The sequence below is a fragment of the Spirosoma horti genome, from assembly GCF_054776595.1.
The window spans coordinates 315,767-328,089 of the sequence record NZ_BAAHBQ010000005.1 but is presented as its reverse complement, the minus strand read 5'-3'; the positions used below and the strand labels follow the sequence as shown (position 1 = coordinate 328,089).

At 49.4% G+C, this 12,323-nt stretch carries 13 protein-coding genes; 7 read left to right on the top strand and 6 right to left on the bottom strand.

What is annotated here, in order from left to right:
• The first annotated feature begins 34 nt into the window (after nucleotides 1-34).
• The 5 genes from pgi (at nucleotide 35) to ACYVAM_RS16385 (ending at nucleotide 5,044) form a co-directional block, all read left to right on the top strand.
• Complete coding sequence (gene pgi, locus ACYVAM_RS16405; RefSeq protein ID WP_461068851.1) at nucleotides 35-1,693, top strand: glucose-6-phosphate isomerase; 1,659 nt, start codon at nucleotides 35-37, stop codon at nucleotides 1,691-1,693.
• Between the two features lie 162 nt (nucleotides 1,694-1,855).
• Nucleotides 1,856-2,716 carry a porin family protein gene (locus ACYVAM_RS16400; RefSeq protein ID WP_461068849.1) on the top strand — a complete coding sequence of 287 codons (861 nt, stop codon included), beginning with the start codon at nucleotides 1,856-1,858 and terminating at the stop codon, nucleotides 2,714-2,716.
• 140 nt (nucleotides 2,717-2,856) lie between these two features.
• Complete coding sequence (locus ACYVAM_RS16395; RefSeq protein WP_461068848.1) at nucleotides 2,857-3,759, top strand: hypothetical protein; 903 nt, start codon at nucleotides 2,857-2,859, stop codon at nucleotides 3,757-3,759.
• Between the two features lie 153 nt (nucleotides 3,760-3,912).
• Entirely contained in the window at nucleotides 3,913-4,479 is a 567-nt protein-coding gene (locus tag ACYVAM_RS16390) for a precorrin-2 dehydrogenase/sirohydrochlorin ferrochelatase family protein (RefSeq protein ID WP_461068846.1), read from the top strand.
• 16 nt (nucleotides 4,480-4,495) lie between these two features.
• A complete protein-coding gene (locus tag ACYVAM_RS16385) occupies nucleotides 4,496-5,044 on the top strand; it encodes an NADPH-dependent FMN reductase (RefSeq protein WP_461068844.1) in 549 nt (182 codons plus the stop codon).
• A gap of 3 nt (nucleotides 5,045-5,047) precedes the next feature.
• On the opposite strand, the gene ACYVAM_RS16380 is transcribed toward ACYVAM_RS16385, so the two are convergent.
• The 6 genes from ACYVAM_RS16380 to dtd form a co-directional block, all read right to left on the bottom strand.
• A complete protein-coding gene (locus tag ACYVAM_RS16380) occupies nucleotides 5,048-5,383 on the bottom strand; it encodes an MGMT family protein (protein ID WP_461068842.1) in 336 nt (111 codons plus the stop codon).
• Nucleotides 5,384-5,490: 107 nt separating this feature from the next.
• Nucleotides 5,491-6,642: a serine hydrolase domain-containing protein gene (locus ACYVAM_RS16375; RefSeq protein WP_461068840.1), complete on the bottom strand. Its 1,152-nt coding sequence runs from the start codon at nucleotides 6,640-6,642 to the stop codon at nucleotides 5,491-5,493.
• A gap of 488 nt (nucleotides 6,643-7,130) precedes the next feature.
• Entirely contained in the window at nucleotides 7,131-7,703 is a 573-nt protein-coding gene (locus ACYVAM_RS16370) for a DUF3109 family protein (RefSeq protein ID WP_461068838.1), read from the bottom strand.
• A gap of 107 nt (nucleotides 7,704-7,810) precedes the next feature.
• Nucleotides 7,811-10,222 (bottom strand): LysM peptidoglycan-binding domain-containing protein, encoded by a 2,412-nt coding sequence (locus tag ACYVAM_RS16365; RefSeq protein ID WP_461068836.1) that lies wholly within the window; start codon nucleotides 10,220-10,222, stop codon nucleotides 7,811-7,813.
• Nucleotides 10,223-10,238: 16 nt separating this feature from the next.
• On the bottom strand, nucleotides 10,239-10,883 hold the full coding sequence (locus tag ACYVAM_RS16360) for an O-methyltransferase (RefSeq protein ID WP_461068834.1): 645 nt from the start codon (nucleotides 10,881-10,883) through the stop codon (nucleotides 10,239-10,241).
• Between the two features lie 90 nt (nucleotides 10,884-10,973).
• A complete protein-coding gene (dtd, locus tag ACYVAM_RS16355; RefSeq protein ID WP_461068832.1) occupies nucleotides 10,974-11,426 on the bottom strand; it encodes a D-aminoacyl-tRNA deacylase in 453 nt (150 codons plus the stop codon).
• Between the two features lie 301 nt (nucleotides 11,427-11,727).
• Between dtd and ACYVAM_RS16350 the strand changes: the two genes are divergently transcribed.
• Both ACYVAM_RS16350 and ACYVAM_RS16345 read left to right on the top strand, forming a co-directional pair.
• Complete coding sequence (locus tag ACYVAM_RS16350; protein WP_461068830.1) at nucleotides 11,728-11,940, top strand: hypothetical protein; 213 nt, start codon at nucleotides 11,728-11,730, stop codon at nucleotides 11,938-11,940.
• A gap of 73 nt (nucleotides 11,941-12,013) precedes the next feature.
• Nucleotides 12,014-12,310, top strand: coding sequence for a hypothetical protein (locus tag ACYVAM_RS16345; protein WP_461068828.1), 297 nt, complete (start codon nucleotides 12,014-12,016; stop codon nucleotides 12,308-12,310).
• The last annotated feature ends 13 nt before the right edge of the window (nucleotides 12,311-12,323 follow it).

Genomic DNA, 12,323 nt, shown 5'->3' with positions numbered 1-12,323 from the left:
CCATATTTGTAAACGTTATAACCAGCAACCCCTTATGCTCGCTAATCATCGATTCACCAGTTTACTGGCTTATACCCAGCTTCAAGCCCATTACGATAGCCTGAAAGACCAGCACATGCGTGATTTGTTTGCGCAGGATCCCGACCGGTTTAACACTTTCACACGCCAGTTTGAGGACATCCTGCTCGACTTCTCCAAGAACCGCATTACCACCGAAACACTTGGCTTGCTGGAACAACTTGCCGAACAGGCGGGCCTGAAAGATGCCATCAGTAAGATGTTTTCGGGCGACAAGATCAACCGGACCGAAGACCGGGCCGTTTTGCACGTTGCCCTGCGAAATCGCTCGAACACGCCTATTCTGGTTGATGGTCAGGATGTAATGCCTGACATAAATGAAGTGCTGACGCACATGAAATCGTTTACAGAGCGGATTCGGTCGGGTGAGTGGAAAGGCTACACCGGCGAAGCCATTACGGATGTGGTAAATATTGGCATTGGCGGTTCAGATCTTGGCCCCGTTATGGTAACCGAAGCATTGAAACCCTACGCCGATGACAAAAAACTGCGCGTTCATTTCGTTTCCAACGTCGATGGCGTTCATATCTACGAAACGTTGCAGACCGTTCGTCCCGAGACGACCCTGTTCCTGGTTGCCTCCAAAACCTTCACCACGCAGGAAACCATGACCAACGCCCAAACGGCACGGCAGTGGTTTCTGGATTCGGCTAAGGATGAAGCGGCCATTGCCAAACATTTTGCGGCCCTGTCGACCAACAAAAAAGACGTTGAAAAATTCGGGATCGATCCCGACAACATGTTTGGTTTCTGGGATTGGGTGGGTGGCCGGTATTCGCTCTGGTCAGCCATTGGCCTTTCCATTGCTTTGTACGTAGGCTTCGACAAATTTGAAGAGTTGCTGGAGGGCGCTCATGCCATGGATGAGCATTTCCGCGACACGCCCATTGATCAAAACATTCCCGTTATTATGGCTTTGGTGGGCATTTGGTACAATAACTTTTTTGGGGCACAAACCCAAGCCATCCTGCCTTACGACCAATACATGCACCGGTTCGCGGCTTATTTCCAGCAGGGTGACATGGAAAGTAATGGTAAATCGGTTGACCGCGACGGCCATCCGGTCGATTACCAGACAGGGCCGATAATCTGGGGAGAGCCGGGTACTAATGGCCAGCACGCCTTCTACCAATTGATCCATCAGGGAACGAAGCTGATTCCATGCGATTTTCTGGCTCCGGCCATCAGTCAACGCCCCATTGGCGAACATCATAAAATTTTAATGGCTAATTATTTTGCCCAGACGGAAGCCCTCATGAACGGCAAAACGGAGCAGGAAGCCGCCGACGAATTACGTAAATCGGGCAAGCCTGAAGAGGAAATTCAGTTCCTGGCTCCCTTCAAAATGTTCTCGGGTAACCGGCCAACAAATTCTATTTTATTCAGGAAATTAACGCCCCGGACACTGGGTAGCCTGATTGCTATGTACGAGCATAAAATCTTCGTTCAGGGCGTTATTTGGGATATTTTCAGCTTCGACCAGTGGGGTGTCGAGCTGGGCAAACAGTTGGCCAGCCGCATTCTGCCCGAGCTTCAGGATGACGCCCCCGTTCGCTCACATGATAGCTCCACAAACGGGTTGATGAACGCCTTCAAAGCGATGCGTACCGAATAGGAATATGAAAGTATGACGGGCTTTTTTTTTACCCATCTGAGAAATTAAATTTTTTCAAAAATTAGAATAGTTCAAAACATTGCCCAACTGCGGCCTGTTAATGGGGTGTAATTACGATTACATCCCATTGTTGTATAACTCAACGAAATCAAACAAATCGCTATGAAACGGCAATTCTCACTTTTGGCAGTATGCCTTTGCGGTATCGGCTTTGCAAATGCCCAAACCACAACAAACACCTACTCGACAACAGGTGCAACAACGAACTCTTCGTATACATCACCTGTAACGACTGACAGCACGAATTCGACCAACAACATGTCGTCGAACTCGATGAACACGAACAACTCGACAACGCCAAACACAACGTACTCGACCAACAGTACGCCAACCGACGTTACCACGACGACGACCACTGTAGACAACGACCGTCCAGAGCGCGTAAAAGCGACTAAAGATTACAAAAACTTTGTGTTTGGTATTTACGCCGGGTTGAACTCGACGAAACTTAAGGGTGAATCGACCGGTGGTGACATTTCAGGTCGTTTAGGTTATCAGGCTGGTTTCTTCGTACGGGGTGGCGGTCGTTTATTTGGTCAACTGGGCGCTGAATACTTCGCATCGAGCTCAAATTACTTCACGCGGAATGATGGCCAGACGATCAGCCAGATTCAGGATCAGATCAACATCCAGTACGTTCAAATCCCCGTGTACATTGGTTACAAACTGCTTGAATCGGATCGTGGTATTTCGGCTATCCGGTTGCAGGTTGGTTTAGAATATGCAAACCGGATCAACTCGAACAGCGGTCAGTTTAATCTGAGCAATGCTGAAATCAAGAGCGGTACCTTCAATGGTCTGGGCCAACTGGGCTTCGACATTGGTCCCCTGCTGATCGACCTGACTTACCACTATGGCTTGAGCGATTCGATCAAGAACCCAACCAACGGCAATGTAACGTCGACCGGTTTCAATGGTTCAGCGCGTCGTATCCTGAGCGCTAGCGTTGGTTTCAAGTTCTAAGAATACGCAGTGTATAAACAAGGCCGCCTTCCAACGAGGGCGGCTTTTTTATACCATAAGCCTTCGAACATATCCCTTATTTCACCAAACATTCCCCATCTGTGGGCTGTTGTAGGAACAAATACTCAACGTGTCACACTATGAAAACATTAACTAAAACAGTTCTCCTGGCAGCAGGGGTATGCAGTACGAGTCTCGTATTTGCCCAACAAAACTCATACGATGATCGCTATGACCGGTACGACCGCAATGACCGTTCGTATCGGCGCGATGAGCGTAGAGATGACCGGCGTATGGAAGAACGGCTCGACGAACGACGGGAATATAACCGCCGGGAAGAAGAAGAACCCCGCTACAATAACCGCTATGAAGAACGGCGGGGCGACAGCCGACGGGATGACCGCATGTATGATGAACGCGATTTGAGCAAAGCCTATGATGAAGGTTTTGAAGATGGTCAGCGCAACCAGATCGTCAGCGAACGGCAGGAACGTCGCGAGAACTATAAGCACTTTACGTTTGGTGTATATGGCGGAGCCAACTCAACCCGCTTTGAGGGTGAAACCACAACTGGGCAAGGCTTAACGGGTCGGTTGGGTTACCAGCTTGGCTTTCTGGTACGGGCCGGTGGCCGGGTTTATGGTCAGATTGGTGCTGAATACCTGACATCGAGTTCGCAGTTTTACAAAGCTGGTGACGGTCAGGCTGCTAACGCTGGTGAAATTATCGGCAATATCGATCAGCGTTATCTGCACATCCCAGCTTACATCGGCGTAAAGTTAGCGCAATCAGACCGGGGTGTATCGGGTATACGTCTGGCATTAGGTGCTGAATACGCTACTCCGCTTAGCACGGATAAGAACGACTTTAATCTGGGCAATGCCGATTTTCAGGCTGCTACAGTAAACGGTCTGGCTAACCTGGGCTTCGATGCAGGTCCGATCACGCTGGATTTTGTGTACCATTATGGATTTGCTGACGTGATCGCTAGTGGCAACAGCAAGCGCCGAATTCTGGGTGTAAACCTGGGATTCAAATTCTAAGCAAAAAGAGTTTCAAGTCGTAAAAGTCGTAAGTCAAAGTAGGTTTAGAAGTCGTAAGTTTGTCGTAAGGTTGTATGCCTTTACCGACACCCGTGACTTTCTCCTGCTGCGACTTACGACTTTCTGTTTTACGCCATTTACAACCCGTTTCCCATGAATACCCTCTTCCCTATTTTTGTCAAAGCTGAAAATCTGCACGTACTTATCGTTGGCGGAGGGTATGTGGGGCTGGAAAAACTCACGGCTTTACTCGGTAATTCGCCGGAAGCCAGGGTTACGCTGGTGGCCTCCGACATCCGCGAGGAAATCCGGGATATGGCGCGTCAGTACCCAAAACTGCAACTCATTCGGGAGCCCTATCACCCGATTTATCTTTCCGATAAAGACCTGGTTATTGTTGGCACAAATGACAAAGCAGTCAATCGGCTGGTGCAGGAAGACTGCAAAGCCAGACGAATTCTTGTCAACGTAGCCGATACGCCCGATTTATGCGATTTTTACCTAAGTTCGGTGGTGAAGAAAGGAGACCTAAAGATTGCGATATCCACCAACGGCAAGTCGCCCACCTTTGCCAAGCGGTTCCGGGAAGTGCTCGAAGAAATTTTACCCGATAGTTTACAGGAAACTTTGGATAACCTGACGGCCATTCGAAATCAACTGAAAGGTGATTTTGTGCAGAAAATGGAGAAACTAAACGAGATCACGAAGGTGTTGCGGTAAATATCAACCTACCACCATGCATATTCTCGCCATATCGGGCAGTCTTCGAGCTGGATCAACAAATACCTCACTCCTACGCGCGGCTGCCGAGCTGGCCCCGGCAAACGTAACCATCACGCTCTACGATGGGCTGGATGATATTCCCGCGTTCAGCCCTGAACGTGATAAGGAAAACAGAACAGCGTCGATCAATAAACTTCGACAATTGCTTCAGGAAGCGGATGCGGTACTTTTTTGTACGCCGGAGTACATTCATGGCATACCCGGTAGTCTGAAAAATATGCTCGACTGGCTGGCTTCATCGGGCGAATTTGTCGATAAACCCGTTGGAGTTATCAGCGCTGGGCCATCCGATACAGGTGGTTCACGGGCACATGCCGCGCTGTCGTATACCCTTGGGATTCTGACGGCTCAACTTCCCGAAAAAGCGTCGCTCCTTGTACCGTTCGTCAAGACAAAACTAGACGCCAACGGCCACCTGACCGATCCTGTTCTGGTACAGCAACTAAAGGCTGTTATTGATGCCCTGGCTCACGCGGTCCGGTCTAAAGAACAGCCCGTTTAATGACTACAGGGTTAGCTCGACCATTGGGTCCCAAAAACGGGCTTTGAAGTCAACGACCCGATCATTGTCTACCTGAACGCCCTCATCTTCGAGCAGTTGCTGCATGATGGTTGGCCCGCCAAAAAAATGTTTTCCCGTCAGTACGCCTACGCTATTGACTACCCGGTGAGCAGGTACATCGGGGCGGTTATGACACCCATTCATGGCCCAGCCCACCATGCGGGCACCGGCCCGCAGACTCAGGTAACGGGCAATGGTTCCGTAGGTTGTCACACGGCCTTTAGGCACCAGGCGGACAACCTCATACACTTCCTCAAAGTAATCGCGTTGTTCAGGCATAATCTGCCAACAGTTGTTCAGATCGGCAAAGTAAGCACACAGGCATACAGAAGAAAAACGTTGGCCTGAATCTTCCCTTACTATTTTTTGCTTACAGTGATTCACCCCTATTCGCTCATTTTTGCGATCAACTGCCGGAACAGAACTGGCCACCAGTCGATGTTTCCCCATCGTTTCCCAAAACGAACGATGACCGTCTCATGCAGAGGGCTGCAATAGATAAATTGCCCCAGATCACCCAGCGCAAAAAAATCGGGGTCCTGGTGAGGGCCGTTCTGATAGCCCCACCATAAGTATTTATAGTAGCCTATTGGACTAGATACCCATTGGCCGAGGGGTGGCTTATTACGGCCCATATAACGCTGATGGTCAGCAATTTCATCGAATAAGGGTGTACTGGTACTCTGCCTGATCCAGGTTTCCGGAATAAGTTGCTGGTTGTCGAATCGACCCTGGTTCAGGTAGAGCAAACCCAATCGGGCAAAATCGCGGGCGGTCGCGTTAAAGCCCGTATCCATCTTAGCGAAACCAGAACTACGACTGTCGATATTCCAGGAAGCTGGTTGCTCGGTTCCCATCCGGCTCCATAGTTTCTGCGAGCAGTAATCGGGCACAGACACTCCCGTGGCCTTCTCCAATAACCACCCGAGCAACAGTAAGTTATACTTATTATAATGGTAGTGACGACCGGCCGGTTCAATGGATTCGCACTGGAGGAGTTGTTGTCGTAAATCAGAACTGTACTCAATATGAGCCTCATCGGACCAGGGCATCCTGCCTTCCCGATACAAAAGACCGGAGCTCATGCAGAGTAAATGACGGATTGTCAACGCTGGGCTAATCTGGCTGGCCAATTCGGGGAGTTGCTGCAAAACGAAACTATCCAGACCCGGCAAAGCACCTTCCGTCAAGGCGATACCTACCAATGCCGATACCAGGGCGTGTGTGACCGACAAAGAGGTGACTACACTGTTGGCTGTGTAGCCGTTGAAGTAGTTTTCGTAGACCAGCTTATGCTGATGAATGACCAGAAACGAGGTCGTACCCGACTGCTGGAGAAATGACTCCAGCGGTTGCTGAGTAGCTTTTTGCTGATACGTGATCGTTACTGGTCCTACCCTCAACGGCAAACCCGACGACAAAGGCATCAGCCGTTCTGGATTATTGGGTATCAGTTGCTTAGGAAATCGCCGATGATCGTCCAGGTTCGGTAGGTTCCAGGTGATACACCGGTATAAGTACGATAAGTTGGTGCCCATTTTCACTGATGAACCTACTGGCAATTTTATATGTACAGGTGGCTTAACTAGTAATTTATACGATACATATAACTTTTCCTACACTGTCCTTAATTTACCAAAGCTAGAATAGATCAACTTTATAGCGTCGTTTCGAGTACAAATTATATTTATTAATTGAAGATATACCTTTTTTTAATCCAAATTCATTCGGAGTTATATTTTTACCTCTGGGATGGTCCCTACCAAATGTACTTCGGCTTTTTTAGTGAATTGTTACGCCCTGCTGAGTACGGTATGGCACCCAGGCATCTACGGTCGTCCCTATACGTTAAGTATTGCCAAACTTCTCCACAAAGCGAGATGCGGGCCACTTTTATGCCGAAATAGCTTGTGGATTATCCATGCAGGCTATACAAAAAGAGAGCCGATTCTGGTAAACTGACAGGCAGCTTCCCGGCAAATCGGCTCTTTTCTGGTCTGCTTAAAAACACAAACAGCGCAACAAGCTAAACGTCGCTTTTCTCTTCAATGGCTTTCGATAAACGGCCATACCACTCTTCTCCATAGGCCCGCACCAGCGCTTCCCGGACAAACTTGTAGATAGGCACGTTCAATTGTTCGCCCAGGCCACAGGCGGGACTGCAAATCGGCCAGCGATCATAGTTCAACGCATGAAAAGACTCGTATTTGGTAACACGAATCGGGTATAAATGGCAGGAGATGGGTTTTTTCCAATCTACCTTTCCATCATTGTAGGCTTCTTCAATACCACATTTGAGAATGCCACGATTGTCCCAGGTAGCGTATACACACTCCCGCCCGGCCACAGTCGTCGTTACAAACCCACCCGCTTCGTCGGATTCATAGCCGCCTTTCTGTTCAATAACACGAATCCCTTCGGGCGATAAATAGGGTTTAATATCTTCATAGATTCGGTCCAGAATGGCCGGTTCGTCGCCCTCCAGCGGTGCACCCATATCGCCTTCAACGCAACAGGCACCTTTGCATTTATCTAAGTTACAGACAAAGAATTTTTCAGCGACATCGTCGCTAATGCAGGTATTGTCAATCAGTATCATGTATGTAAAGATACGAGTTGACTGACAAATTTTTATAATAAGCCGTGTCAATAAAAAAGCTGCCCCGTCCTGAGGCAGCTTTTTTATTGACACGGTAATTCTGGCGACTAAGGCTTCATAATCTTAATTTTCTGCCCCACCTTGACACCCGGATCCGTCAGGTTATTCCATGTTTGAATCTGTTCGATGGTGACGCCGTAGATCTGCGAAATCCGAAACATGGTTTCGCCCTTTGCTACGGTATGGTAGGTAACCGCCGACTCGGGTGCCGACGTTGTTTTAGCCGTAACCGATGGCTTCACCAGCCGGCCGCCGGGGGTAAGTTTCACGGCCAGTTTTTGACCAACTTCGAGTTTATCAGCAGTGGTCAGATTGTTGATAGACAGTAGCTCGTCAACCGTCAACCCATAAAGTTTAGAAATACTGTAATACGTCTGGCCTGGTTCTACGGAGTGCGTTGTCGCCAATCGGTTCACGGCAGCAGCCGTCGATGGGCGGGTCGAAACTGATTCCGGGACGTCTTTCGTTTCCGTTCGGGTGGCAACAGGAGCTTCCGGACGAGTTTCCGTTCGGGTCGCAACGGGTGGAGCCGGGCGAGGTGGTGCTTTCGTTGGTGTACTCGTTGGTATGGTCAATGAACCATCGGCCTGCTGCTCCCGCGGTCCCTCATATTTACCCGTCTCGGGGCGGCCCACATCAGGGCGACCCATGTCGACGTCGGCGACCGGCGCTGGCTTCGTACGTGGGGTACTTGCGTAGGTATCTTTCGGCCTCGGTGCGGTCGTTACAGGGTTGCTGTCCGCCTGGACGCGCTCGGGCGTCGTGGCAACCGGTACGGCTTTGGTTGGCTCCGGCCCATCGGGTGTTCTGACAATGACAACCCGCTGCGATCCGTCACTGTTTTCTGACCGATTGGTGCTGGTTGGCACAGGCGGCCGGGTTGTGGCTGCGGGGCTCGTCGCTGGCTGGATAGACGGCCGTTGTGGCTCTGACCGCTGGGGAGTTGCCGGTTCCGATGTACCATCGTTTGGTGTTACTCCGCCACCGACTAATTTAGGCTGGTACATTTTTCGTTCCGAGGCATTACGTGGAACACCATCACTACCAGAAACGGGCCGGGCGGCACCACCCGTTGATACCGATGCAACCTCCTGACGAGCCGGGGGTGTTGGCGTGCGGTCGTAGACGGGTGCCGTAGGCGAATTGATGATTTCGATTGGCTTGTTGTTGGGTCGGCGTTCGCGCAACCACATAACGCGCCCGGTAGCCAGTTTTTGAACCCGGTCCAGGCGGTTGTAGCGCATCAATTTCTTCAGCCGAAGACCGTAGCGTTGCGATATGCTCCGAGCTGTTTCATCTTCGCGAACGGTATGAAAAGGCACCAGTGCTTTTTTGCGTTTTTTGGCTAAATAATAAACATCATTGACCAGTACCGGATCGCGGTCGCTCATGTCATTATACCGCAGGAAACTCGACAAACTGATTTTGGCTTTCCGTGCCAGTGAACCTGCATTATCACCGGCCTGCGCCTGGATACCCGGCAAGCCGTTGATCTCATACAGAACCGGGTCATTTTTGCTGCTCATTCCCGTTGTCACACGCCGTAACACAGGAAAACCAACATCGTTCTGAACGAATTCAGGTGTTTTTTTCGAATCGACATTGACAATTTTCTGCCGAACATCATTGATCTGATCACTCGCTACCGGAACCGCCATGACGTAAACTTTGTCAGTTGGCACGCCATCACCCAGCACCCAGCGGTTATATTTACGAAGTTCAAATTCATCGACACCCAGCTCCTCCGCAATGGACCGCATGGTTTTGCCGCCCCCGTTCGGGTATTCGATAAGCGCAAACCGATTGCTCGTCTGGTGAAACTTCAAGGCACTTTCAATGGCTACCTTATGGGCAAAGAACCGCAGAATGTAGCGATCTGTGTTACCGTCCAGTGCTACTTCGCGGGCGTAGGCCCAATCAGGCGGAATCAGTTTGGTAATACCACCGGCACCAAGGTAATAGGAATATAGCGAAGCAACCCAGTTGTTAAACTGCCCATTGCTTTTTTTCAGGTATTTGGCGGCTCCGTGTGTAGAGCTGGTAATGCTTTTTCGTTCGTCGATTTCTTCATCTACGCGCAACCCGTTATCGACAGCGGTTTCCCGTTTAAACTGCCAGTAGCCGACAGCCGTCGATGAAGACACGGCATCGGGCGTAAGTGAGCTTTCCTGAACCGCCAGGTATTTAAAATCGGTCGGAACATCTTCATCGATCAGAATGGATTCGATCATAGGAAAGTACAACACCACCCGATCAAGTTTAGCCGTCCAGTATTGCCGGTTAGACAGCAAAGCATTCACGTCCTGTTGCACAATACGTCGGGCATCGGGATTTAGCCGCACCGAAATATCGGCAAACGTTACCTGCTCCGGCACGATTGGAATGGATGTCGTTTGGGCCGATACGTGTAGTCCGATCAGAACGAGGAAAAGGGTTAGGGAAGATGTCAGTTTATTCATTGTCATTGTCAGTAAATCAGTTCCGTTTTCTAAGTAGCATAATCCCATCCCGAATGGGCAACAACACATTTTCTACGCGCGGATCAGTATGCACTTTTTGGTTAAAAGCCAGGACAGCAAGGGTATCCAGGTCAGTTGGTTTTACGGGGTCAACAACCTTGCCAGACCATAATACATTGTCGGCCAGGATAAAACCGCCGGGACGTAGTTTGTCAATTATCAGATCAAAATAAAGCGACAGGTTCCGTTTATCCGCGTCGATGAACACCAAGTCAAACGTTTGGGTTAGGGTTGGGAGTATGTCTGCTGCCGTTCCAAGGCGAAAATCGATGGCCTCATTAAGCGGTGACTGCCGCCAGTAGGACCGGGCAAACGCTTCCAGTTCTTCGTTCTGGTCGATTGTAATGAGTTTCCCGCCCTCAGCCAGCCCTTCCGCCAGGCAAAGGGCCGAGTACCCCGTGTAGGTACCGATTTCAAGCACATACCGGGGCCGGATCATCCACGAAATCATTGACAGGAAACGGCCCTGTATATGCCCCGACAGCATTCGGGGAGCCATCACGTGGGCGTGGGTATTGCGGTTAAGCCGACGCAGCAACTCGCTCTCAGGCGAGGTATGGGCATCGGCGTAGGCAGTTATATCGGAGGGTAAAAAATCCATTCGGCAATTCACCGGCTCACCATTGCGGCTGGTCGGGGCTGGTTTTAGTAAAAGTAACGGATAACGGTAACATATTGGGCATAAATGACCTTAAATCCGATCTTTTGAGTCGATCAAAATAGTTACCGGGCCATCGTTCAGCAGGGACACTTTCATATCGGCCCCAAACTCGCCCGTCTGAATGGGCTTGCCTAACTCAGCCGATACTTGAGCAATCATGGCTTCGTAGAGCGGTATAGCAACCTCCGGCCGGGCGGCTTCGATAAAGCTGGGGCGGTTTCCTTTTTTGGTACTGGCATGTAACGTAAACTGGCTGATCAATAGAATATCGCCACCAACAGCGGCCAGATCAAGATTCATCTTCCCTTCGTCGTCGCCAAAAATTCGCATACCCACAATTTTCCGGCTTAACCAATCAACATCCTCGCGGGTATCGGTGTGCGTAATGCCCAGTAAAATAAGAAATCCCGTCCCGATTTGACCTTTTATCTGATTATCAATGGTAACAGAAGCCTGAGAAACACGCTGAATGACAGCAATCATAGCAGAAACACAGTAGATAATGTGGCAAAAGTACGTATGGATTATTATACTCTTGAGCTATACGGCCAACAAGTTGGCAAACCATTCCCTCAGAATTATTATATGTTTACAGCCTTTATCCGTTAATCTTGCATGAATAAGCCAATTTTAATGTTTCTGGCATCAAATCTGTTATTCAATTCTTACCGTATACTAGATTATTAAAAAAAGTATCCACCCCGATTAAACCCTTTACAAATTTAGGAGTCATAAGCTTTACGATTACATTCTTAACTTTGACGCCCCTTGCGGATTCACCAACATGAATAAGACATTCTTTTTACTAATCATACTTATTGGTGCATCAGCAGCCTTTTTTGGCTACTGCGCTATACTGATTGATTGGATTCAGGATTATTCAAGTGGCATTTATGGTCAAAATCATCTGGAAGCCGTACTCGAATCGGGTGCTTTGCTGCTCTACACGTTCCTTGGCGTGAAATTTTTCTATCGGCATGTGAATTCGCTGCGGTAGCCCGATAGTTCAGTTTAATTTTAGTCTCCATCAGTTGTGAGACTTGAGGGAAACCTCGTAAGACAATACGCGTATGTGGTGGAAGAAAACAAAAGTATACAGTAAGCAAATTTTAAAAGACGCGAACCTCGATCCGGTTCCGTTTGTGAAAGAACGGGTTCGTATGGAATTTGCCCGAACTGTTCTGGAACCATTACCCATCACACAAACTGACCGGGGCAATGAAGTCGAGTTTCAGGCCGATGCCATCGTCCTCAGTTTACCGGCATGGCAAACGCTGAAAGCAGAACTAACGGCCCTTTCGGAAGCCGTTACCCCTGCCCAGCGTAGCACGCTTACGAAACTTATCGACGCTATCGAAAACGAGTAGCTGCCATTGATGA

What these genes read in the sequence shown, in the direction of transcription:
- ACYVAM_RS16385 (WP_461068844.1), top strand. Translation starts at nt 4,496, where the DNA reads ATGCATATTCTCGCCATATCGGGCAGTCTTCGAGCTGGATCAACAAAT.
- ACYVAM_RS16395 (WP_461068848.1), top strand. Translation starts at nt 2,857, where the DNA reads ATGAAAACATTAACTAAAACAGTTCTCCTGGCAGCAGGGGTATGCAGT.
- ACYVAM_RS16390 (WP_461068846.1), top strand. Translation starts at nt 3,913, where the DNA reads ATGAATACCCTCTTCCCTATTTTTGTCAAAGCTGAAAATCTGCACGTA.
- dtd (WP_461068832.1), bottom strand. Translation starts at nt 11,426, where the DNA reads ATGATTGCTGTCATTCAGCGTGTTTCTCAGGCTTCTGTTACCATTGAT.
- ACYVAM_RS16350 (WP_461068830.1), top strand. Translation starts at nt 11,728, where the DNA reads ATGAATAAGACATTCTTTTTACTAATCATACTTATTGGTGCATCAGCA.
- ACYVAM_RS16345 (WP_461068828.1), top strand. Translation starts at nt 12,014, where the DNA reads ATGTGGTGGAAGAAAACAAAAGTATACAGTAAGCAAATTTTAAAAGAC.
- ACYVAM_RS16360 (WP_461068834.1), bottom strand. Translation starts at nt 10,883, where the DNA reads ATGGATTTTTTACCCTCCGATATAACTGCCTACGCCGATGCCCATACC.
- pgi (WP_461068851.1), top strand. Translation starts at nt 35, where the DNA reads ATGCTCGCTAATCATCGATTCACCAGTTTACTGGCTTATACCCAGCTT.
- ACYVAM_RS16375 (WP_461068840.1), bottom strand. Translation starts at nt 6,642, where the DNA reads ATGGGCACCAACTTATCGTACTTATACCGGTGTATCACCTGGAACCTA.
- ACYVAM_RS16370 (WP_461068838.1), bottom strand. Translation starts at nt 7,703, where the DNA reads ATGATACTGATTGACAATACCTGCATTAGCGACGATGTCGCTGAAAAA.
- ACYVAM_RS16380 (WP_461068842.1), bottom strand. Translation starts at nt 5,383, where the DNA reads ATGCCTGAACAACGCGATTACTTTGAGGAAGTGTATGAGGTTGTCCGC.
- ACYVAM_RS16365 (WP_461068836.1), bottom strand. Translation starts at nt 10,222, where the DNA reads ATGAATAAACTGACATCTTCCCTAACCCTTTTCCTCGTTCTGATCGGA.
- ACYVAM_RS16400 (WP_461068849.1), top strand. Translation starts at nt 1,856, where the DNA reads ATGAAACGGCAATTCTCACTTTTGGCAGTATGCCTTTGCGGTATCGGC.